Below are 22,093 nucleotides of genomic sequence, written 5' to 3'. Positions count from 1 at the left end.
TTTTATAATTTAATTGCACTTTCTAATGCTAATTCTACCATTTGGTAAAAATTATTTTGCCGCTCAGCTGCTGTTGTCACAGCACCAGTAATAAAGGAATAAGAAATTGTTAATAATGTTGCTGTATTTTTCTTTAATGCTAAGGCATTTGCAAACAAAGCAAATGCTTCCATTTCAACACATACTGTTTTATACTTGGCTTTATTTTTTTTCAATCATCATCATTTTTACGATAAAAAACATCAGATGAATGAACAATTCCAGGAAAAGTTTTAATTTGTTTTGCTTTAGCAATTTCTTCAATTGTTGCAAAAAGATGTTGTGAAGAATTTAAAACATCATTTTCTATTCCTGCTACAATTCTAGCATAATTATTTTCGCCATAAGCTGCTGTTGCGTTAACAATATCATAAATCTTTAGTGCAGCATCATAACTACCTGCTGAATCAATTCGAATAATATTATCAACATTATAAAATTTAAATAATTCATATGAATAAATTCCAATGCTAGGACATCCCATTCCACTTCCAGCAATTGTAATTGTTTTATTTTTATAAGTTCCGGTGTACATAAACATATTTCGAATTTCATTCACTAATTTTATATTTTCAAGAAAAGTTTCCGCAATAAACTTTGCTCGTAATGGATCTCCGGGTATTAAAACTGTTTCAGAAATTTCTTCTTGTTTAGCATTGATATGTGGCGTCATTTTCATTCCCTCTTAACATTTCTATATTTAATTTATATTGTACTATAAAAAATAAAAAGGAACATTAGTTCCTTTAATTTTAACAATATTTTTTTAAAATTTTATTACTTTTAATCCGATTTTCTAAATATTGGTGCTCTTTATTAATAGATAAAAGCGCTTTAATTAAATTATCATTTCAATATATTAATGGTAATAAAAAAGAAATAAAAATTTCATTTTTTTCATATAAAGTTGAAGAAACAACAGTATGCATAATATCAGTATATTTTGATAAATCCGAATTATATTTTGATGTAACACCAATTACATTTACCCCATTATTTTTGGCTTCCTTAGCTGCTGCTATTACAGACATTGTTTTTCCTTCTAAACTTACACAGATTAATAAATCATCTGGTTGGATTAAACTGGCACGAGTAATAATATTATTTTCATTTTCTACCAACAAACTACAAGTAAAGCCAAAACTAAATAAACGGGTAGTTAGTTCTTTTACTGCTAAAGATGAAATTTCTAAACCAGCTAAATAAATTCCTTTCGCTTTTTTTAATAAAGTAACTGTGTTTAAAAACTTAACATCATCAAAAGTTTGCTGATTACGCTCTAGCATATCTTGATAATATAAAAAATACTTTCTGTTTCATCTAAATGCAAATTATTGGTTTCTAAACGTTCTTGTTCTGCAACTATTGCAATAATAAAATCACGATAACCAATAAAGCCTAACTTTTTAATTAAAGAATAAATTGGTGAATAACCGATTCCAGTCGCTTTTGATAAACCTTCAATTTTAAGGTTTCGAATATTATGAATATTTTCACGAATATAGTTTGCAATTTTAATTTCTTTTTTTGTGCAAGTTCCTTGAATCATTGATAATTTTGAGAGAATTGAAATATTATCCATTATTTTAATAATCTCAACGATTATCTTGTTGAGCCATTACAAAATCTTTATCAACAATATCTGATGACCAGACTTTATTAATTAAATCATCAGTAAAATAAATTCAAGGTAATAATTTATTAACATAAATTTTATGATCATTTACTTGTTGATTTGGGGTTGAAATAATATGCGACCAATTTGCTAATTTAACTGCTTTTGACATATCTTTCCCAGAAATTACTACAATCGTTACTCCTTTTTCTTTTGCAATTGTTAATGCTTTGTTAACTGCTTCATTATCATCAAATAATGAATAAGCTAGAATTAAATCATTTTTATTCATAATCCGAGAACGAACCATTAAGTCTTCTTCATTTTCATTTAGATTAAAAGCATTAAAACCAAAACGATATAATTCTAGCACTAATGTTTGTGACAATGCATTTGTTGAACCCAGCCCAATTACAAAAATTCGATATACTCCTTTAATTGCATTAATTGTTTGATTCATCTTTTCATTATCAATCATCGTATCATTTTGATTAAGAATATCAAAATATGTTTTCTTCATTAGACTCTCCATATTTTCAAAATCTAATGATTTAATTTCAATATCAGCAGCAATCGCAATTAAAAAGTCTCAATAACCATTAATCTGTATTTTTCGTAACAAACCATATATTACACTATAATCAGTATTTACTTGTTGCGCTAAAACTTCAATATTCATTGTTGTTACTTCCTTCATATTTTCTTTAATATATTTAATAATTTCATTTTCTTTTTTAGTAAAATTCTTTGAATCGAATGTTTCTAATTTTGATAAAAATGATGCCATTTTATCTAATCTCCTTTTATGTTATTTTCCAGTAGTTCTTGTGCTGCTAAGCGAGCAATCATTGCAGCATTATCAGTACAATATTCTAATTTTGGAATAACTATTTTTAAATTTGGTGTTGCTAAATTTAAAATTGCTGCTCGTAATGTGCTATTAGCTGAAACTCCACCGACTAACGTAACCATTTGCGGCTGAAAATTTTGAATTGCTAATTTTGTTTTTCGCATAATAATATCAACACATGTTTTTTGAAATGTCGCACAAAAATTAGACAAGTTAATTTTAGTATTACGTTGTTCTTTTGCAATTAAATTAGCTACAGCTGATTTTAATCCGCTAAAAGAGAAATTATAACTTTGATCATTTAATGGTAGTGGTAAGTGATATTGTGTTGTTGTTCCTGTCGCTGCAAGCTTATCAATAACAGGTCCGCCCGGATACCCTAAGTCCAGCATTCGAGCAATCTTATCATAACATTCACCAATTGCATCATCCAATGTTGAGCCTAAAATTTCAAAATTCAAATGTTTTTTCATTAATATTAACTGAGTATGGCCACCACTAACTAGCACTGCTAAAAGAGGAAATAAAAAATCATTATCGATTGCACTAGCATAGATATGACCATATAAATGGTTTAAAGGTAAAATTGGAATTTCTAAATAATTAGACAATGTTTCTGCTATTGTTTTCCCAATATGTAGTGCTCCAATTAAACCAGGTTTTGATGTGTATGCAATGTATTGTAATTCTGTTATATGAATATTAGTTTTTTGCAAAGCTTCAAGTAGAACATAAGAAAAGTTTTTTAAATGTAACCGCGAAGCAAGTTCTGGCACAACTCCACCGTATTTTGTATGTTCCTTAATTTGTGATGAAATAATATTTGCTAAAATTTTTCCATTCTTAAAAATAGCAATACTAGTTTCGTCACAGCTTGTCTCAATTGCAAGAATTACCATTTCATCCACCTCCTCATTATTATATAATAATTTTTCCTTAAAAAAATACTAAGAAAGAAACAAGTAACAAAAATATACAAAAAAATAATAGATAAATCTATTATTTTTTAATTTTTGTATATTTAATAAAATTACCCTAAATAACCTTGTTATCCTTCATTACTTTTTCAATCCCTGCAATTGCAGCGTCTTCATCAGAACCACTTGCAACAATTTCTACTTCTGCACCTTGATGAATTCCTAATGCAATAATAGTCATGATTGATTTTAAGTTACCAGTTTTTCCTCCTGAGAAAATAGTAATATCTGACTGGTATTTTCCTGCTTCTCCTACAATTAATGCCGCTGGACGTGCATGCATCCCAACAGGATCAGCGATAACAGCTTTAAATGATGCCATTAAATTTCCTCCTTTAAAATATACTAACTCATTATATCAAAAAAACAAAAATAAGTATATTATCCCTTAACAATTTTTTATGTTTTTAAATAAAAATTTCAAATATTTGGTATTGTTATTTTCTTTTATGATTCCACTTTTTTAATTGCTTGACTATCTGCTGAAATAATCTTGACATTATAAGGATGTGGAAAAACAATTTGGACATTTTGCGCAATAATTTTAACAACAACTCCAATTCCAAATAATTCATGACTAACCATATCATTTACTTTTCATGAATTAGTTTTAAAAGCTGATTCAATGTTTTTATTAAGATTAAAGACAGTTCGTGATTGTTTTTCACTTTGATTATTATAAGAAATAGTAATTGACTTTGGCTTACTAAACAATCTTTCGCTATTAACTTTTTCATAAAAATCGTTATCTAACTCTTTAATAAATCGTGATTCAAAGCGTTCATTACCTGTAATATATGAATAACCATCAGCATAACTAATAAACAACAATTCTTCTGCTCTTGTAATGGCAACGTATAAGGCTCGACGCTCTTCTTCTAATTGTTCAGTTCCCATCTTAATAGCTTGTGTTGTTGGAAAGATTCCTTCATTTAAACCAACAATAAAAACAACCTTTTTTTCTAATCCCTTTGCATTATGAATTGTCATTAAAGAAATAGTATTATCAGTTAAATTAACACTATCACTATCAGTTTGTAATGAAATTAATTGTAAATATTCACTTAATAATTCTGTTCCTGCTAATTCCTTGTTTTGCTGATCAAATTTACCAACTGACGCAATTAATTCTAAAATATTTTCTTCTCGTTCTTCTTCATAGTTATCTCGTAAACGCTGCAAATAACCTGTTTTATCTAAGAGAAGAACTAATAAACTTTCAACTGATTTAGCAGTTGGTAATTGTGCTAATGCTAGGACAATTGCTTCTCGCACTTTATTTAAACTATGTTGAAGATTTAATGGCAATAAATCAAAATGTTGCTCTAGTAATGTTGTAAACATTATTTGTTGCTCTTTTAATATTTGCATAATTTGTTCAAATGCTTTTGGACCAATTTTTGGTGTTAACAACAAAATTTGTTCAATGGCTAAAGAATCATTATTCATAATTATTTTTAAAAAAGCAAGTGCATCTTTAATTTCTTTTCGTTCATAAAATTTAAAAACCCCAAAAATACGATATGAAAGACCATAATCAGCAAGGGCCGTTTCTAAATCACGTGATAAGTAATTGGCACGATATAAAATTAAAATATCATTATAAGCATAATTTTCTTCTTTAATTAAAGTTTTAATTTTACGAGCTACAAAATCACTTTCATCACTACTATTAGCACCGTGATATAAAATTGGTAATTGCCCTGAAGCTTTGATAGTAAATAAATCTTTTTCAATCCGATTTTTATTATGAATAATCAAATTATTAGCTAATGATAAAATACTTTGTGTTGACCGATAGTTTTCATTTAAAACAATTGTTTGTGTATGCGGAAAATATTTATCAAAATTTAAAATTAAATTAATTTTTGCTCCCCGTCACGAATAAATTGTTTGATCAGGGTCCCCAACAATAGTAATATTGTGATTATCACCGACTAATCATTTAATAATATCAAATTGCAATTCATTGGTATCTTGAAATTCATCAACTAAAAAATAATCAAAACGATTTTGTCATTTTTTTAATACTTCCCCATTATTTTTAAATAACTTATATGTTAATAAAATTAAATCATTAAAATCAACGCTATTTATCTCTCGTAAACGTTTTTCATAAGTGTCATAAACTTCTGCTCATCGTATTTCATCACCATTTGCTGATGCTTTTGCACTATTAGGGCTAATAAAGTCATTTTTTCATTTCGAAATAAAATTCTTCACCATTTTTGCTTCTTGTGCATCATATTTCACAGGTAATGTTTTATAAATATTACGAATGATACTATCTTGGTCTGCCATATCAATAATATTAAAATGACGATCATAATTTAAATGAATAATATCTTCTCGTAAAATACGAGCATATAGGGCATGATAAGTTGCAATCATACAACGCTGGCCACTATTTCCAATCATATCAACAATACGGGCTCTCATTTCATTAGTAGCTTTATTAGTAAATGTAACAGCACAAATGCATCATGGTTGCAAATTAGCATATTTAATTAAATATGCAATTTTGTTAGTAATAACGCGTGTTTTACCACTTCCAGCTCCAGCAATAATTCGCACTGGTCCAGTAATTGTTAAAACAGCTTCGCGTTGATTTGGATTTAAACTTTCAATAAATTCATTGACCATGATATTCTGCCTTTCTTTACAAACAATTACATTTTACCCTATAATTCATCAATTTCTTTTAAAATTTCATCAGAAATATTTCCTGGTTGGTTTTCTTGTAAATGAATATGTTTTGTTTTTCTTGTTATTAATTCTTTTGGTATTGTTGGTGCTTTTTTAGGAATTGGTTTTTTCTTGACAGTAAATAAATGAAAATGACGATCAAATAAAATTTGATGATTTGGATTTAACACTAAACCAAAAATTAAACCAAGGTATCATAAAAAATAAATTGTTGTGATAGTTCGAATAATAATTAATGCAATTGGATTTTTATTAGTTGTCCGAAACAAATCACTTAAACTAACTTCAAAAATTAAATTTAAACTTAAATTTGTCAATAAAACAACAAATCAAGGTAAAAATGTAATAAATAATTCACGGGTAAAAATAACTGCTAACTTTAATTTTGCCTCACTCGTAACTAATTTAATTTGAAAACAAAATTTTCCAATTGTTTTACCATCTCAAAAATAAGGAATAAGAACAAAATAAAGAAAGAAAAGAACAAAAGTAACAGCAATAACTAAAATAGGCGCTCAAATTGTTCGAGCTTGATCTCAATACTTCATCGTTAAAGTTAATACTAATGGAATTAAACTCGCTAAAATAATATCAAAGAAACGAACAAAAATAACACGAACTGGACGCGCTAATTGATGAAGCTGATATTCTTCTTCTGGTTTTGACATCATCCTAGCAGCTGAATTTTTATTGTTTGCTAATTCTTGCATTATTTATTTTGTATTTTCCAGTTTTCAATGTTTAATAAAACCTTTAATATCAGCAACAATCATTTTAAATTGTGGTTCTTTTACATTTTTAAGATATTTATTTTTCATAAAACTTTTATAACGACGTTCTAATTTATTTTCGGCACTATGGATAGCTTTAATTGATAATCTTTTATTGTTTTGTAAACTAACAATTTCTAAAAATGTTACTAAGCAAAAGCGAATAAAAGCATACTCTAATTCTTCTTGATATTCACGATATAAATTTAAATCACGATATAAATTAAAAATATAAATTCATTGTTTAATTAAATCAAAAACACTATAATTGACAATTCCTAATTCATAATCAACTAGCACATCTTTAATTGCAACATATCCCCCGGTATAAACTAATGCGTTATAAATAAAGAAAGTATCAGTACGACGATAATCAAGTAATGTAATATTTTTTTGTAAAATAAGGTTTCGACGAAATATCTTTGTAAAAAGTGAGCAATTAACATATGCTAACACTTCTTTATTAGTTTTAGGCGACAGTAAAACATTACATTTATTTCAAATTTCACTTTTTTCATTTGAATTCGCATAATGTAACCTAAATTCAAGCATATCAACTTTTTTATGTTCAACTTGATATGTTTCAACTTTTTCTTTTAAAACTGCAACTGCTGTTTTATGAATTGTCTGTCCTTCATCAACAATCATAAAAAAATCTCCTTGTGCAATTGAAATAGCAGTATTAATACCATATGAAAAGTCTTGACTTCGTAAATTTGTAATTACTTGAATTTGTTTACCAATATTATTATAAAAGCATTCATTCATAAATTCTAAGAGTGGTGATTTTGGTTGGAATCCACTATCATCAATTAAAACAATTTCATAATCGTCACTTGTTTGTTCCTTAATTGATAGTAAAGTCTTCATTAATTTTGTCTGATTATTTTGTACTACAATAAAAAATGATAAAAACATTTTAATCCCCTCTCTCAATCAATTCTTGCCATAATTATAACATTTTATCTCTTTTTAGTATAATTATTATATTAGAAAAGTAAAATAATTTACAAGTTTAAAAAGAAGGGTTCATCAAATGACAAATGAAACATTATAAAAAATTTTGCAACAAAAAGAAATTACAACTGATGATAAAATAATATTTCGAACAATTTTTGATGTCTTGAGCACCTTATTTACTGATGAAAATCAGCTTTCAACTTTAACAAGTGGCTATAATATTAATCATTATCAACAAGTTTAATTTCCTAATATTGTTTCTCTCACCCAAAAAGCATTAGCAATTAAAAAGGGATATGCAAATTATATGTCCGATGACTGAAATTATATTTATTATTTTAATGACACAAATGATCAGACAAAACAACAAAAATTAGGTGAAAAACAATTAGAACGTCAAACCCAATTAATTACTTTTGCAAAATTAAATGAAAAATAATTAGGTATTGGTTATCATTTTGTTGGTGTTTTTACATTTATTGACTTTCTTGATAAAGATTACAAAACAATGATTTATCAAAAAATTAAAAATAATTATCAACTTAATAAATAATTTAAAAAACCATACTAAGAAAGTATGGTTTTTTAAAATTGATAGTTATTATTTTTATTTACTTTTGCTTCTAATCGTTGTTTTCTAATTAATTCTCGGGTCATTTTTTTAACTCGGGCATAATCAAACGGATTTCGTTTTCCTGCTTCAGCTTTAATATGTTTGCCAAAAATATTAATTTTTCAAACTCAATTTCTTTGTTTAAATCGCATAATAGCTCCCTTCATGTTAAACATAAAGCACTACTCATTTATGGTACACAATAATTACAAATTTTTCAATTCATTCACAAGAAAATTAAAAAATGGGTCAAATACTTTATTAAGGATTCGGTACGATTATTATTTTTAAAAATAATTAAGTTAAAACTTCATATCCAGTCGGAGTAATTAAAATTGTATCTTCAAAATGGGCACTACATAAGTTTAAAGCTGACACTGGCGTTCAATTATCATCCAACATTTTAATTGCTTTAGTCCCAATTTGAACCATTGGTTCAATACAAATCGTCATTCCAGCTTGTAAGCGCATTCCTACTCCTGCTGTTCCAACATTAGGAATAATTGGTTCTTCATGTAATTCACGCCCAATTCCATGGCCGGCAAATTCAGTTGGTAAGAAAAAACCTTCTCCTTCAACATATGTTTGAATTGTTTCACCAATATCACCAATTCGTACTCCTGGTTTCAAAATTGCGGTTGCTTTTGCTAATGCTGTTTCAGTGACAGTTAATAACTTCACATGTTCTGCTGTGCGCGGTTTTCCAACAATTACAGTAAAAGCACCATCACTATTATAACCTTCATATGAACAACCCACATCAACAGAGACAAGGTCACCTTCCACAAATGATGTATGATTTGGAATCCCATGTATTAAAACTTCATTTAAAGAAACACAAATGGCCGCAGGAAAACTATATAAACCTTTAAAATTTGGTTGGCAATTATTTGCTCGAATAATTTCTTTTGCGCGATGATTAAGCATTACGCCTGTTATTCCTGGTTTAATCATCGCTTTTAATTCTTGATGAATTTGTTTTAATGTTAAACAAGCTTTGCGCATATATTCAATTTCTTGGTCTGTTTTAATTGTAATCATAGTTAAATTCCTTTCAGATTTTATTTTATCATTGTAAATTGTACTATGAAATGTAGCACTTTATTTGATTTCATTATAACATCAATAAAATAAATGTTAAATATAATTTATTTTAAAAAAATTTAGTAGTTTTGTCTTAAATTTATGAATTTTGACACACCGAAAAATAAAATGATTAAAATTTTATAAGTAATTATATTAAAAATTAAACATTTGTATAAAAACTTCTTTTGAAGATAGTTAATGTAAAGATTTTTTAAGTTTAGAGTTTATTATATTGGCAACTTCTTGATAATAATTTCTTGAATAAATACTTAAATCAATTCCTTTAGAAAATCAATGTCTAAAATCACGAATTGCTCTTTCAACTTTGGGTTTTTGTGTTTGAGTTCCAGCGTCACAAAAATATACTTTAGCATTTGTTATTTTTTTAATTTTTTCTCAATCAGCAAATTCTTTTGGGTTGATCTGTTATTATTCCTTTGCATCTATCTTTAAAAAATCTGTTAGAAAAAAATTCGTTTTAATGCGTTTGTAACTTCTTTTGTTGTTTTTTCTTTTAATGGTTCAATGATTTTAAATTGCGTTAATTCTTCGATTAAAACTAAACAAACACTATTATTTTTACCAACCATAGTGTCCATTTGAAATCAACCAAATTCATATTTATCATGTTTTGCTTCTTCAATAGTTCTAAAATTTCTTATTTTACCTCGATTATCAATCCTATTTTTTGTTTTATATTTTCTACCATTAAAATACAAATTATATTTCTTGAAATTTAAAAATCCCAAATGAATATATTTATATAAAGTTTTAAAACATACTGGAAATTTAATACCAAACTCTTTTTCATATTTTTTACAGATTTGTTCTGGTGAATCATAAAATTTGTTATATTTTTCATCTAGTCATTCTAAAATATTTAGCAATAATGATGATTTTTTAAAACATTTTTGTTGTTTTTGTAAATAATTTTCGTGTGCTAATTTAGCGTCATATTCATTATCTTTTAACCTTTTTATTTCTCGTCTAATTGTATTGCGATTTTTATGCAATATTTTTGCTATTTTAGATATATTGGGTTTACCATTTTTTCTTTTTAAAGAATCAAGTTCTAATAAATCTTTTAACATTACTCTTTATTTAAAAGTAAAATGATGCTTTGTTTTATCCATTTTAAAAAATCCTTTCTTTTATATACAAAGTTAATTATATATTTTTTTGAGGTTTTGGGCGAGCGGTTGATTTTCTTAAATTTTTGTGATAAAATAATTTATAAGTTAAAAAAAGTTTTGAGGTTCTTTCAAACAAATTTGGGAACCTTTATAAAATTCTTCGCTTAACGCTTAGAATTTTTCCCAAGTATTTTGAAAAGCGCGGCAAAAGTTTTTTTAAACTTTAAGTAATTTTTCATAAAATTATGAAAATCACCGCGAGCCCAGATTTAGTACAATATAATCACAATAATAATCATTTGTATAATTTCCTTTCTAAAATATATTTAAAAGTGTTTGTATATATATATATATATATATATATAATGTCAATAGATCTTGAAAAAAGTTTCAAGATAAAAGATAGGAAATTATAAAAAATGAAAAAATTACTTAGTTTATTAAGTGTATTAACAATTAGTGGAACTGCTGTACCAACAAAAATTGCCGCTAGTCCTTATCAAAAAGAAGAAACTAAATTATAAAATAATGAAATTAGTTATTTACAAACAAATAATTTAAAAAATTTAAATAGAGTTAAAAGACAAGAAATAACATATCCAATATTAGAAGATGTGTTAATTGATTTAAGAAAAACTAGCATGAAAAAACCAATGGAATTTCAAATACATGATTGATGATGTGTTATTGCAATTTTAAAAAATATATTTAGTAATAATATTATTAATAATAAAGATCTTAAAGAAATGGAACAAGAAGAAATTGCAAGTTTTTTTCCAAACAATGCAAATGATGGCGCTTCATTATCAAAGGTAATTGAAATATTAAACACAAACCCGATAATTCAGGAAAATTTGGGATTTAATTTAAAGAAAATTGATTTAACTCGATTATTTTGAAATAGATTAAATGATATAGAAAAAAGAATGTGGATAAGACATTTAATATGGGAATCTCTTTCTAGACAATCTCCTGTTATGTTTGGTGGTTTATTTGATGACGACGAATATGATGATGAAGGATGTGATAGCTCTTATCATGCTGCATTAATTGTTGGAATCAAACCAAATAAAGAAAATATACTTGAAGATACTTATTATGTTAGAGATCCATGAAGAGACAGTGAAGCTGAATTTATTCCAGATCAAACTACAGAAATTTCAATGACGGGGGAACAAATTTTTAATATTTTATTTAATCAAATAGAAAACGGTATCGTATTAATTCATGAAGATGTTTTTCAATTATTTTGTAAAAAAGCTATTAGTATTTTTTCATCAATTTGAGAAATGGCAGAACCAGAATTAATAGCAGCTATAGTAATAGTAGAATTAAAATATAAAAAAAATATTAAGTCCTTTAAGTTCAATCACTTTAATTTGAACAAGTACAACAAGTTTAGTTGCTTGTAATACAACACAAGAATATACAAAAGAACAATTAGCAAAATTAAAAGAAGAAAATCAAATAAATACAAATAAGCAAGAAATAAAAGACAATTTAGAATGAATGGCGCCACAAGAAAAACCATTTAATCAAGTGGATAATAAATGATATTTTGCTATATGGAAACCTAATAATTCTATTTATTGAAAAATATCAAAATTTAAACACGATACAAATAAAGGAAAAAAATTGAGGCTTGAGATCCATTAAAACCATATTATATTGATCTCTTTTTATGGGTTTTTGAAACAAAAGAACAAGATTTATTAATAGATGATCAATCGGAAGGTAAAATAGAACGAATTTTTTGAAATGAAGATAAGGGACAAAATTTTAAAGCAGTTTATCGTTGAAATTTAGAAGATACTAATGTACCTAATTTAATTATTAATAAAACCGGTAATGTAAAAGTTAATGAATAATAAAAAGTCATTTATTAAAATGACTTTTTATATTTCTAATATAATTAATGATAATTTTTCATTATTTTTATTAAATAGTTGTAAATTATTAATATTAATTTGTACTTTTTCGGTAAAAATTGTAATTTCATAATTACCATAACCTCATATACCTGATATTTCAATTTGATTTAAATTAAATAGTTTTTTATCAAAAGTTATTTTAATACTATAATCAATTAAATCTTTGATTGTACTAATTCAATCTATTTTAGAATAAAGTAATTTATATCATTCAGAAAAATAATTTAAATAGTCTTCTATTTTGTCATTAGAAACAATTAAATTAGTTAAATATTTACCATATTCACCATCAGATAATTTAATTTCTGATGGAATAAGAGAAGGAATGTTATTTGTTTCTAATTCATTTGTTAATGATAATCAATTAAAAAAATTTGCTTCTAATTGATAAATAGGATTTTCTGAAATATCTTTGTTTTTAACACTTACTTTAATTTCATTATCTTTGTTATTATTAACATTTGGTTGTTGTTTTAAATTTCAATCAATAATTTTTCCAGTACTTGAATCAATTAAAGGTTTAAGAGGTTCACCACCACCATTTCAACGATAAACTGCTTTAAAATTTTGTCCCTTATCTTCATTTCAAAAAATTCGTTCTATTTTACCTTCCGATTGATCATCTATTAATAAATCTTGTTCTTTTGTTTCAAAAACCCATAAAAAGAGATCAATATAATATGGTTTTAATGGATCTCAAGCCTCAATTTTTTTCCTTTATTTGTATCGTGTTTAAATTTTGATATTTTTCAATAAATAGAATTATTAGGTTTCCATATAGCAAAATATCATTTATTATCCACTTGATTAAATGGTTTTTCTTGTGCTTTAATTTCTTTTCAATAATTTACTGGAATTGGTGGATTATAACCAATAAAATCAAAATATAATGAATATATTTGTACTTGACAATCTGAAAAATAAAAATATCCTTCTTCTAATCTATTTGGTTTTGAAATTAGTTTGAAATAATAAGGAGAAAATAATTTAATATCATCATTATAACCTTTGTTAATAGCATATTTACTATATGTATAATTTGATAACATATAGATAATTTATTTAAATCTTTTAATAGCACTGTCATTAATAGATGTAGAATTATCTAGTTTTCAATTTTCAAATAAACCATCAATAATATCTTCGGGTTTTTGTCCTTCGAATTTTTGGCGTAGTTCAGTCGCTTTATTGGTGGGGTTACCTTTTTCATCATATTTTGCACCTTGAAATTTTCTATCATAATTATAACGATATGTTAAATAATTCAATAAAACTTTATCTAAACCATTTTTATTTATTAAATCTAAAATATCTTTACCTTGAATATAGTTTTTTGCAATACTTCACGGTAAAAAACTTTCAGTAAACCAATATTGAAATACTCTTAAATTAGAGTTTGTTTCAATTGACATTGATAATAATGGTACTAAACTAGCATTTTCAATATTTGATGATGGATAAGAATAAACACCATTGATATTTCCTCAACATTTAATATTTCCAAATAACATTGATTTAGGGTATTTAATCTCAATTCCAGTAAATACTGTATCTTCGGGTAATGATTTTTGTAATACTAAATGAATACTATTTTGGTTTTTTCATTTAAAATCAGTCACCTTAACTAAATGAGTAGATTTAATAATATCAACACCATCAGGTGAATAAGGTCTTTTATATTCTTCGATAATATAACATTCATTTTTATTGTCTTCGGTAATTGGTTCATTAATAGATACTATTTTTAAGTCATAGGATTCTAAAAATTCTTTGTCTTTTTTTGAAATATCATTAATTAAAATATCTTTTTCATCAATCATTACATAACTTGTACTATTATCTTGAACTGTGGTATTTTGTTGAATTTGTAATTTAAAATTAAAATCACTGATTTCATAACCAATAATCTTAATATATTCATCTTTGTCAACAAAACCTATTTTAACACTATTTTGAGAGTAGTTTAAGGTTGGTTTTTGTTTTTTGTCTTAACAAGATTATTAATTTTATAAATATATAAGGTTCTAGCACGGTCTTCAGTAAATAATTGTTCTAAATCAGGGTCGCTGTACTGAGATTGACTAGCAAAATCTAATGGAATACTATCAATTGAATAGTCAATTGGTTCATCATTTTCTGCTAATTGTGCTAACATTTTTTCTGATGGTTTTAACATTATTTTTGTTTTTCTTGTTCTTCATTAGGTATATTTATAATAGTTTCATTGTTATTTAATTGTCTGTTTAAAGTTGCATTTACTGGTAAGCGAACATCAACAATTAAATCATCAATATTTTTAATATTAAATGTTCTACTATTTAAAATAGCATTATCATATTTAATTAACTTAATAATGAATTCAGTTAATTTAATTTCTCTGATATATATCATTTGTTCATACGAAGCGTTTGTTTGAATATTAACACCAGCAACTTCCGCTTGTGTTTGTTGAGCCCCTTAGCGATTGTGGGAACATGGTGGCGATTTATTTTATAGTAATTAGTTAATAATCAATCATATATTTTGGTTAATTGTTCACCTTTAAAATTACTAGCAATATAGTCTACTGGTTGAAAATTACTATCGGGGTCTCCTTCAACTAATAACAAGTCATTTTCAATAAACGAAGCTAACATTTTACTAATTTCTTGGTCAACAACACCAGTAACTACATTAGTATTAATGGTAAATTTACCACTATTTAATAATGGGTTTAACATAATATTTTCCGCAATAATATCTAAAATACTAGCAAATTGTTTACCATAACGAGCAGAAGGTTCAAAATTAGGGTCATTAGGAATAATTTCAATCGGAATAAAATTAAGTGGCAATATTTCCTCTCTTTGTAATGTTGTATAGTTATTTCATTTAGTATCATCAATATATAAGTCGGTAATAGTACTGTATAATCGTGTTTTTAACTTTCTAATAACTTTTACTTGTTTAGTTACATAATTAATTTCTAATTTTTCAGTAATAAAAACACTCTGGTCATTTTTAAGATAAGGGTCATAATCAAAAGTACACGAAACTAAATTACCTAATTCGTCATATTGGTCATTGTAAAAATCAATCGTAATAAAATTAAGTTTTGAATTATTAGCAAAAATAAAATATGCACCTTTACCATTCTTATTAATTTTATATTCGTTATATCAATTCTTATTAGTAAAGTCTTGCATTTTTAAAAAGTTATTAATTAATTTAGTATCTATCTGTTTATTATTAATTGGATTATAAATGTTAATTTCTAAATCACGTGGATTTAAAAAATTAACATTATCTTCACAAATTCTTTTTTCTAAAATTTCATTATGTTTTTGAACAGTAACATTTTTACGATTAGTAATCGTTGATGCTAAATTAAGATAATAACTATCAATATCATATTCTTTTTTTAATTTCTTTTTTGCTGGTAACAATCCCATTTATATCACCTCTTTATTTCGTATCTTCTTTTTTAATAACATCTTCAATACTATCTTGTTTTTGTTGTTTGTTATGAGTTTTGATAAATATAATAGTTTCAATAATTAAAACTATAATTCCTGTTCCAATAAGCATTGCTCAAACAATAACATATGCTGGTCAAAAAATACCCAATGTTTTTTCTCCGATAAAACAAATAATAATTCCGGCAATAAAAAAATGATGAAACTCCAAAGATTTTCAAAAACATAATCATATCTTTAATAGTTACTTTTGGCATAATACCATCTCCTTCCTAACTTACTTTTTTTCTTTCAATATACAATCCTTTAATTTCAACACTATTTGATATTGATGATAATTTAAACTCACCGTTGGAAAATAATTGAATGGTAATTCAATGACTTGGATTATTTCCATATGATATTCCACTTGCTAATTGACCTTTAAAGTTTATATGCGTAATTATATATAGTTCTATCTCAAGCGTTGTATAACACCATAAACGATAATAATATTCTGACTTATTAAAATTTTTAATTTTATATCCTTTAGAATCTTGAACAAAATCACTAGTATCAACAACTTTTCAATCATTTGATATTTTAGGTAAATCTTTTTTCTGTAAATAAAATTTATCTAAATATTTAGTAGTACTAAATGTATCATCAGTACTTTCAATTCCCGCAACTGTACTATCAATAATCATATAATCAGCAGTATTTTTACCACCTTCAAAACTAGGGTCTCAAATTCTTAATTCCCCGTTTTCAGCATTAAAATCAGCATTAACACGACCACTACTATTAGGTAATAAAGTTATTTTATTTTGTTTTAAATCTGAAACCATTAATTCATCAGCAGTATTTTTAATAATTGTTTTATTATCAATTTTAATATCACTACCGCCACTTTGTTTTGCTTTTCAGACACCATTTTTTTCATAAATAGTATCATTATCAAAGGGAATATTTATTTCATTATTGTTATTTTTAACAATAGTTTTATTGTCAATCTTAGTTTTTTCTTTTTCTATTAAAGCATCAACTTCTAATTGAGTATAATATGCTTCTAAATCAATCATTGTTAAATCAATACCTTCTTCTTGAAAAGTACGAAACATTTTCTTTAAAGTTGTTAAATTAGCCAATGATTTTGCATAGGTAGACAATAGACCTTGTCAAGTAATCATAGGGTCATTTTACGATGAATAATTAATATCACCAACAACTCATATTTGCCGAAGTAAAAAATTCAATTGGAATGCGGTTAAATGTTCAATGCTCAATCGTAATAAACACCATATTAATACAAATTTTCTTTAATAATGGATCTTTAAATGTTTCAAACTTTAGTTTTGAAAATGGATAGTTTAAGTAAGAATTAATCATATTTTGGGCTCTTAAAGCAAATGTTTTAAATCATAATTCTACATCACCTTTAAAAAACTTATTATAACGAACTGGAACTTGTGTAATTTTACCTGTCATTGGAATAAAATTATTATAATTTTCCAAAGTAACATTTTGTCATAATTCATTTAACATTTAATCATCTCCTTATCATTTACTTTTTTTAGAATATATTTTCTTTAATATAAATTTTTTACTATTTAGTAATGTTTTTGTTTTAATTGTTTTGTTTAAATCTTGTTTTGTTCTGAGTTGTTTATATGCTTGAAATACTAGTCCATTACCTAACAAACTAATAACCGCACTATCTTCTAGCGTATTTAACAATTTATATTTATTAAAGTTATTTTTAAATTGTTCTTTCATTTTTAATATCTTAGCAATTGTCAGATATATTTTAAAACTACCTTTTACTACTTGCTGATAAACAAGTGGGGCAAAAGAAACTAAATTAAACAAACTTGTTTTTTTAAATCCCCAACCAATAAACCATTCACTGTTCATATAGAATTTAAACGGTTCAGGAGCTAAAACAAACTGTTTGCTTTGATTAAAGTTGTCATAACGACAATAGGGACATATTTAGGATTTTTATAATATATTGTTAAAGCAACTTCACCCGCAACTGATAATGGAACAATTTTAACTGCTAAAAAAAACATCAGAACCATAAGCAAAAGGTAATAATTGACCTTTTTTAATAGCCTTAGTTTCAAATTTAGATAATATTTTTTTAGTTTTATCAGTAATTTTACTAATTACTTTTTGTTTAATAGTAATTATTTGTTTTTTTAATTGGGGCTAATAATTTTTTAGTTACTTTTTGAATATAAAAATTTGGGTTTAAATGATTTAAAATTTTATTTAATTTAATTGGTGTTTGATGAAAAATATTTAATAATTTATTATTATATATTTTACTGCCCCGCATTAAATTAGCATTTAATATCAGGTTTTTACCAACACCTTTTTTATAAAGATTAGTCATTTTGTTATATCACTCATTAGTATTAATTTTACTTATTTTTTGAATATTTTTTTCAATTTTTAATAAATTATTAATTGTTTCTAATTTAGAAACTTTAAAACCCTTATAAAAATCATTTCGGGCTAATTTTCCAATTGTATATAATAAAGTTTCATTATTAGCTTGTTTTGTAAAATCAAATATTAATTTATCAGATAAAATCTTTTTACCTCTAACTTGTCTTACAACATCTTCTAAATTATTAGCAGTTATTACACCTAATTTTTCAAGTAGTTTAGTTTCTTTCGCTAATTTTAAAATTTTAGTTGTTCGAGCAGCACGCGTTAATTTTCCAATACCACCAATTGCTGGTAGCAAATTTAAGGCAGTACTTTTTACTGTCACTTCTGATGTTAATTTATCGTATATTTGATTTACGGCAAAATCGGTTGCTGTTTCTACTCCAAATGAGATAAATGCTGCGGCAAAATTAGATAATCCCGCACCAAGACCAACAGCCGAAGCAATACCACCAGTTAAAACTGATAAACCAAGTGCTAAAACTTGAATTCCTAAAAATTCTAATAACTGTAAACCAAAATTTTTTTCTTGTTGTTGGATTGACAATCTAGTTTGATTTTTTTAACAGCATAAATAAGGGCTGTTTTAGATGTTCCAATTGGCATATATATCAAACGAAAAAGTACTATTTTTTAGTACTATTAAGAATTTTTAATTTTAACATCAATCGGATTTGTTTGACCAGTAGCATTGTTTTTAACTTCAATTTGAACTTCAATAGTTTTATCATTTGTAATATTAATTGGTCAGTCAACACCAGCACTTTCAATAAAGTAATCAAAATCACTTTCAGTTAAAGAACTATTTACTGCTTTTACTGCTTTTAAAACAATATCTTTAAATTGTGATTTTAACTGTTCGGCTGTTGTTTTTGTTGGGTCTGTAACATGAATATTTGGTTTATCTATTTTATTAATTTTACTAATATCAATTTTTGAAACAATATGTTTAATAATTCCCTTAGGTTCAACTACTACCCCACCTAAATATAAAACTCTTTCCATAATCAAAGTATTAACCATTCCAGTACCCAATGCAGCTGCACCAACTCTTAATGGAGTATGGTCTTTTTTGCGTAAGATAAGAGGGTCATATTTTTTACTAAATTTAAAGGCAATTGCATTAACACCATCTGGTAATAAAGTAATTGTTCCTTCTGAACCATCTTTATTAATAATTGGTAATTTTTTAGGAACCATATAATATGTTGTTCCTTCAACAGTTTTCATTGCTCCGCTTGTTTCAATTACATTGTTTATTTGGTCATTTGCTCCAAGTTGTAACTGTAATTTATTACGAATTCCACGAATAAAATCAGCCGAACCCAAGACAACTGTTTCTGATGGGGTAAATCCATTTTCATATATTTTATCCATAATTTCATCGTGAATTTGTAAAGCATTAGTATCATCTGCTTTTTGGCCTTGAATGGTTGTAACTACTCCTTTATTAATAATTTCTAAAATTTTATTACGTTTATAAGCAACCTCAGTATCCATTGCTTGTTCAATATCAGCAGCCCAAAGATTAGGGTTAAAATCACTTTCTACAGGGTCTAATTTACGAGCAAAAGTTAAAATTGTATCTAATTCAACAATTCCATCATCAAATTCTACTTCTGAATAATTTAATAATTTATCATCAGTATTAAATACTTTCCCATCTTTACCAGAACCTTCATTATATTTAATATTTTTCTTTCTTTTATATGCTAAACTAAATTTACTTGCATCTTTTCATGCAAATAATGCTTCTCAACTAAATTTTTGTTGATAAGTTTGTAAATATCATTGTTCAAATGTTTATCGATCTCGTTTTGTTGCTTGATTAGCAATATCTCCGAAAATTCTTTGTGGGTTTTGTGCCATAATTTACTTCCTTCTTTCTATTTATTAAATACATTGTCTGTATCTAAAATATTGTTTTCTTTGTTTTATACTTTTGGTACGCCACCAGTATTAACTGTTTGTACCTTAATTAATTCATCATACACACTTTGCAATTGTGTTTTAATGATTTCAATATCATCAGTAATATCATAAGACTTTAATAAAACATTTTTAAATTCTTCATTATCAGTTAAAGAATTAATAAAGTCAATTACTTCAATTTGTTTTAATTGAATTGTTTGTTGTTTAATTTGTGAAGTTAATTCAGTATTTTTTGTTTGTAGTTCGTTGATTTGCTGATTACTATTTTCTAAATTAATTGCATTAAATTCTTCAACTTCAGCAGTATTTTCTAAAATAATTTCAGCAGTTTTAATATCTAAACTACCATCTTCATTTTTAATAGGTTCACTATTTTCATTAATAAAAACATATTTTACATTTTTTAATGCCATTGTTTTTCCTCCTATTTTTTAATATTTGTATTTGTTCTTTTTCTAATCGCTTTTTGTATAATTTCAAAACTGTCTACTCTAAAAGACAAAAAATAGCGTTTAGTTTTTATATTTAACTGATTAAATACTGAGCCTTTAATTTTTATCTCATCATCTTTTTTTAATTTCAAAAACTCAGTTAAAATAGATGGGTTATATATTGATAATGTTGAGTAATTTAATCCTTCTCACTGACATTTAGCCGAACAAGCATCAACTTCAACACCACCAGCAACCAGTGCCTTAATCTTAGTTTTAATCGGATTTTCATGTAATCTAACAGTTAATTCTAACTTATTAACTTTTTTATTTTTTATTTTAGGTTTATTAGTTATTGATTTTTTAGGTAAATTACTTTTTGTTTGTGCCATTTTTATCAACTCCTTTTGCTAAAAAATACTGTAAATGTTTTCAAGCATCGTGTTCGTGCTCTGACATTTTAATATTTCCTTTATAAATATAATTTTTCTTAATGACTGGTGATTGTAAAACATAATTTAAATTAAATAGATATTTGCATAAAACTTTTAAACCACCAATAAATTTAGGAGTAGATAATGGATTTTTTATTTTTAAACCCTTATGAAGTTGATAATCTTCAATTATTACAATAACTTTATTTAAATAAGAACAAATTTTATTTTTAAACTCATTTAATATTAAATACATATTATTTATTGCTTCTTCTTCATTTTTGGAATTAAAAGTAATATTATTAATTATTTTCTTTTGCAAAACATTATAAATAATAATACCAGTTTGTCCAATTCCAGCAGGGTCAATTGCAATAATATATTTTAATTTATTTGTTTTATTTTTTTGTCAATTTGTAATATTTTTCATCCATCGGATGCTAAATCTAAAATATCGTTAATTTTATAATATTGCATATATGAAACAATAACATCTCACTTGTCTTTAAATAAATTTAAGTACATTTTGGCTCATTCTAAACATTGCAAATCATAATGCTTTTTATGATGTGAAATACGACAATTAATAGGTTGACAATTAACTCAATCAAATGATGTTGTTATTTCATTTCAAGTTTTATTAATATATTTACTTTTATATTCTGTCATTTATCTATACTCCTTAATTCTTTTCATTTGTTGCTCAAATTTCATCATTAATATCA

At 25.5% G+C, this 22,093-nt stretch carries 29 protein-coding genes and 3 pseudogenes; 4 read left to right on the top strand and 28 right to left on the bottom strand.

What is annotated here, in order from left to right; genetic code table 4:
• Positions 1 to 2: 2 nt before the first annotated feature.
• From deoD to ABNT63_RS02920, 9 genes and pseudogenes are all read right to left on the bottom strand, one after another.
• Positions 3 to 712, bottom strand: a pseudogene (gene deoD, locus ABNT63_RS02960) (purine-nucleoside phosphorylase).
• A gap of 79 nt (positions 713 to 791) precedes the next feature.
• The gene (locus ABNT63_RS02955; RefSeq protein WP_348736346.1) at positions 792 to 1,325 is read right to left on the bottom strand and encodes an SIS domain-containing protein; all 534 of its coding nucleotides are present in this window, start codon (positions 1,323 to 1,325) and stop codon (positions 792 to 794) included.
• Positions 1,319 to 1,588 (bottom strand): hypothetical protein, encoded by a 270-nt coding sequence (locus ABNT63_RS02950; RefSeq protein WP_348736345.1) that lies wholly within the window; start codon positions 1,586 to 1,588, stop codon positions 1,319 to 1,321. Before ABNT63_RS02950 ends, ABNT63_RS02955 begins: the two co-directional genes overlap by 7 nt.
• A 37-nt stretch (positions 1,589 to 1,625) precedes the next feature.
• Complete coding sequence (locus ABNT63_RS02945; protein WP_348736344.1) at positions 1,626 to 2,441, bottom strand: MurR/RpiR family transcriptional regulator; 816 nt, start codon at positions 2,439 to 2,441, stop codon at positions 1,626 to 1,628.
• Between the two features lie 5 nt (positions 2,442 to 2,446).
• On the bottom strand, positions 2,447 to 3,403 hold the full coding sequence (gene tsaD, locus ABNT63_RS02940) for a tRNA (adenosine(37)-N6)-threonylcarbamoyltransferase complex transferase subunit TsaD (protein WP_348736343.1): 957 nt from the start codon (positions 3,401 to 3,403) through the stop codon (positions 2,447 to 2,449).
• 136 nt (positions 3,404 to 3,539) lie between these two features.
• Entirely contained in the window at positions 3,540 to 3,803 is a 264-nt protein-coding gene (locus ABNT63_RS02935; protein ID WP_114564629.1) for an HPr family phosphocarrier protein, read from the bottom strand.
• A 125-nt stretch (positions 3,804 to 3,928) separates the two neighbouring features.
• Positions 3,929 to 6,124 carry an ATP-dependent helicase gene (locus ABNT63_RS02930; RefSeq protein ID WP_348736342.1) on the bottom strand — a complete coding sequence of 732 codons (2,196 nt, stop codon included), beginning with the start codon at positions 6,122 to 6,124 and terminating at the stop codon, positions 3,929 to 3,931.
• Between the two features lie 38 nt (positions 6,125 to 6,162).
• Positions 6,163 to 6,897, bottom strand: coding sequence for an RDD family protein (locus ABNT63_RS02925; protein WP_348736341.1), 735 nt, complete (start codon positions 6,895 to 6,897; stop codon positions 6,163 to 6,165).
• A 3-nt stretch (positions 6,898 to 6,900) separates the two neighbouring features.
• A complete protein-coding gene (locus ABNT63_RS02920) occupies positions 6,901 to 7,875 on the bottom strand; it encodes a glycosyltransferase family 2 protein (protein ID WP_348736340.1) in 975 nt (324 codons plus the stop codon).
• 145 nt (positions 7,876 to 8,020) lie between these two features.
• Between ABNT63_RS02920 and ABNT63_RS02915 the strand changes: the two are divergent.
• Positions 8,021 to 8,470, top strand: a pseudogene (locus tag ABNT63_RS02915) (hypothetical protein).
• 32 nt (positions 8,471 to 8,502) lie between these two features.
• Here the strand turns inward: ABNT63_RS02915 and ABNT63_RS02910 are convergent.
• From ABNT63_RS02910 to ABNT63_RS02900, 3 genes and pseudogenes are all read right to left on the bottom strand, one after another.
• Positions 8,503 to 8,682 (bottom strand): hypothetical protein, encoded by a 180-nt coding sequence (locus ABNT63_RS02910; protein WP_348736339.1) that lies wholly within the window; start codon positions 8,680 to 8,682, stop codon positions 8,503 to 8,505.
• A 145-nt stretch (positions 8,683 to 8,827) separates the two neighbouring features.
• Entirely contained in the window at positions 8,828 to 9,571 is a 744-nt protein-coding gene (map, locus tag ABNT63_RS02905; protein ID WP_348736338.1) for a type I methionyl aminopeptidase, read from the bottom strand.
• Positions 9,572 to 9,811: 240 nt separating this feature from the next.
• Positions 9,812 to 10,707 (bottom strand): annotated as a pseudogene (locus ABNT63_RS02900) (IS30 family transposase).
• Between the two features lie 683 nt (positions 10,708 to 11,390).
• On the opposite strand from ABNT63_RS02900, the gene ABNT63_RS02895 reads away from it, so the two are divergent.
• The 3 genes from ABNT63_RS02895 (at position 11,391) to ABNT63_RS02885 (ending at position 13,071) form a co-directional block, all read left to right on the top strand.
• Complete coding sequence (locus tag ABNT63_RS02895) at positions 11,391 to 12,161, top strand: hypothetical protein (protein WP_348736336.1); 771 nt, start codon at positions 11,391 to 11,393, stop codon at positions 12,159 to 12,161.
• 97 nt (positions 12,162 to 12,258) lie between these two features.
• Positions 12,259 to 12,405 (top strand): hypothetical protein, encoded by a 147-nt coding sequence (locus ABNT63_RS02890; RefSeq protein ID WP_348736335.1) that lies wholly within the window; start codon positions 12,259 to 12,261, stop codon positions 12,403 to 12,405.
• Between the two features lie 516 nt (positions 12,406 to 12,921).
• Positions 12,922 to 13,071 (top strand): hypothetical protein, encoded by a 150-nt coding sequence (locus ABNT63_RS02885; RefSeq protein WP_348734870.1) that lies wholly within the window; start codon positions 12,922 to 12,924, stop codon positions 13,069 to 13,071.
• 295 nt (positions 13,072 to 13,366) lie between these two features.
• Here the strand turns inward: ABNT63_RS02885 and ABNT63_RS02880 are convergent, their stop codons facing one another.
• From ABNT63_RS02880 to ABNT63_RS02805, 16 genes are all read right to left on the bottom strand, one after another.
• A complete protein-coding gene (locus ABNT63_RS02880) occupies positions 13,367 to 13,729 on the bottom strand; it encodes a hypothetical protein (protein ID WP_348736334.1) in 363 nt (120 codons plus the stop codon).
• A gap of 9 nt (positions 13,730 to 13,738) precedes the next feature.
• Positions 13,739 to 14,500, bottom strand: a complete 762-nt coding sequence (locus ABNT63_RS02875) for a hypothetical protein (protein WP_348736333.1) — start codon at positions 14,498 to 14,500, stop codon at positions 13,739 to 13,741.
• A gap of 143 nt (positions 14,501 to 14,643) precedes the next feature.
• Complete coding sequence (locus ABNT63_RS02870; protein ID WP_348736332.1) at positions 14,644 to 14,856, bottom strand: hypothetical protein; 213 nt, start codon at positions 14,854 to 14,856, stop codon at positions 14,644 to 14,646.
• Positions 14,856 to 15,071: a hypothetical protein gene (locus ABNT63_RS02865; protein WP_348736331.1), complete on the bottom strand. Its 216-nt coding sequence runs from the start codon at positions 15,069 to 15,071 to the stop codon at positions 14,856 to 14,858. Before ABNT63_RS02865 ends, ABNT63_RS02870 begins: the two co-directional genes overlap by 1 nt.
• Positions 15,044 to 16,111 (bottom strand): hypothetical protein, encoded by a 1,068-nt coding sequence (locus ABNT63_RS02860; RefSeq protein WP_348736330.1) that lies wholly within the window; start codon positions 16,109 to 16,111, stop codon positions 15,044 to 15,046. Before ABNT63_RS02860 ends, ABNT63_RS02865 begins: the two co-directional genes overlap by 28 nt.
• 13 nt (positions 16,112 to 16,124) lie before the next feature.
• Positions 16,125 to 16,286 carry a hypothetical protein gene (locus ABNT63_RS02855; RefSeq protein WP_348736329.1) on the bottom strand — a complete coding sequence of 54 codons (162 nt, stop codon included), beginning with the start codon at positions 16,284 to 16,286 and terminating at the stop codon, positions 16,125 to 16,127.
• Positions 16,287 to 16,407: 121 nt separating this feature from the next.
• On the bottom strand, positions 16,408 to 17,304 hold the full coding sequence (locus tag ABNT63_RS02850) for a hypothetical protein (RefSeq protein ID WP_348736328.1): 897 nt from the start codon (positions 17,302 to 17,304) through the stop codon (positions 16,408 to 16,410).
• A gap of 22 nt (positions 17,305 to 17,326) precedes the next feature.
• Entirely contained in the window at positions 17,327 to 17,659 is a 333-nt protein-coding gene (locus ABNT63_RS02845) for a hypothetical protein (protein ID WP_348736327.1), read from the bottom strand.
• A gap of 12 nt (positions 17,660 to 17,671) precedes the next feature.
• Positions 17,672 to 18,028 carry a hypothetical protein gene (locus tag ABNT63_RS02840; RefSeq protein ID WP_348736326.1) on the bottom strand — a complete coding sequence of 119 codons (357 nt, stop codon included), beginning with the start codon at positions 18,026 to 18,028 and terminating at the stop codon, positions 17,672 to 17,674.
• Positions 18,029 to 18,051: 23 nt separating this feature from the next.
• The gene (locus tag ABNT63_RS02835; RefSeq protein WP_348736325.1) at positions 18,052 to 18,186 is read right to left on the bottom strand and encodes a hypothetical protein; all 135 of its coding nucleotides are present in this window, start codon (positions 18,184 to 18,186) and stop codon (positions 18,052 to 18,054) included.
• A gap of 107 nt (positions 18,187 to 18,293) precedes the next feature.
• Positions 18,294 to 19,118: a hypothetical protein gene (locus ABNT63_RS02830; protein ID WP_348736324.1), complete on the bottom strand. Its 825-nt coding sequence runs from the start codon at positions 19,116 to 19,118 to the stop codon at positions 18,294 to 18,296.
• Positions 19,119 to 19,213: 95 nt separating this feature from the next.
• Entirely contained in the window at positions 19,214 to 20,071 is an 858-nt protein-coding gene (locus ABNT63_RS02825) for a hypothetical protein (RefSeq protein WP_348736323.1), read from the bottom strand.
• Positions 20,072 to 20,505: 434 nt separating this feature from the next.
• Positions 20,506 to 20,916, bottom strand: a complete 411-nt coding sequence (locus tag ABNT63_RS02820; protein WP_348735312.1) for a hypothetical protein — start codon at positions 20,914 to 20,916, stop codon at positions 20,506 to 20,508.
• 11 nt (positions 20,917 to 20,927) lie between these two features.
• The gene (locus ABNT63_RS02815) at positions 20,928 to 21,326 is read right to left on the bottom strand and encodes a hypothetical protein (RefSeq protein ID WP_338991212.1); all 399 of its coding nucleotides are present in this window, start codon (positions 21,324 to 21,326) and stop codon (positions 20,928 to 20,930) included.
• Positions 21,307 to 21,798, bottom strand: coding sequence for a hypothetical protein (locus tag ABNT63_RS02810; RefSeq protein ID WP_348736322.1), 492 nt, complete (start codon positions 21,796 to 21,798; stop codon positions 21,307 to 21,309). Before ABNT63_RS02810 ends, ABNT63_RS02815 begins: the two co-directional genes overlap by 20 nt.
• Positions 21,753 to 22,037: a hypothetical protein gene (locus ABNT63_RS02805; protein ID WP_338988664.1), complete on the bottom strand. Its 285-nt coding sequence runs from the start codon at positions 22,035 to 22,037 to the stop codon at positions 21,753 to 21,755. The genes ABNT63_RS02810 and ABNT63_RS02805 overlap by 46 nt, the downstream gene beginning before the upstream one ends.
• Positions 22,038 to 22,093 lie beyond the last annotated feature (56 nt).

This window comes from Spiroplasma endosymbiont of Ammophila pubescens (assembly GCF_964020965.1).
Lineage (GTDB): Bacteria > Bacillota_I > Bacilli_A > Mycoplasmatales > Mycoplasmataceae > Spiroplasma.
Note: the sequence above shows the minus strand (reverse complement) of the source record. Positions and strands in the feature narration are given on the sequence as shown.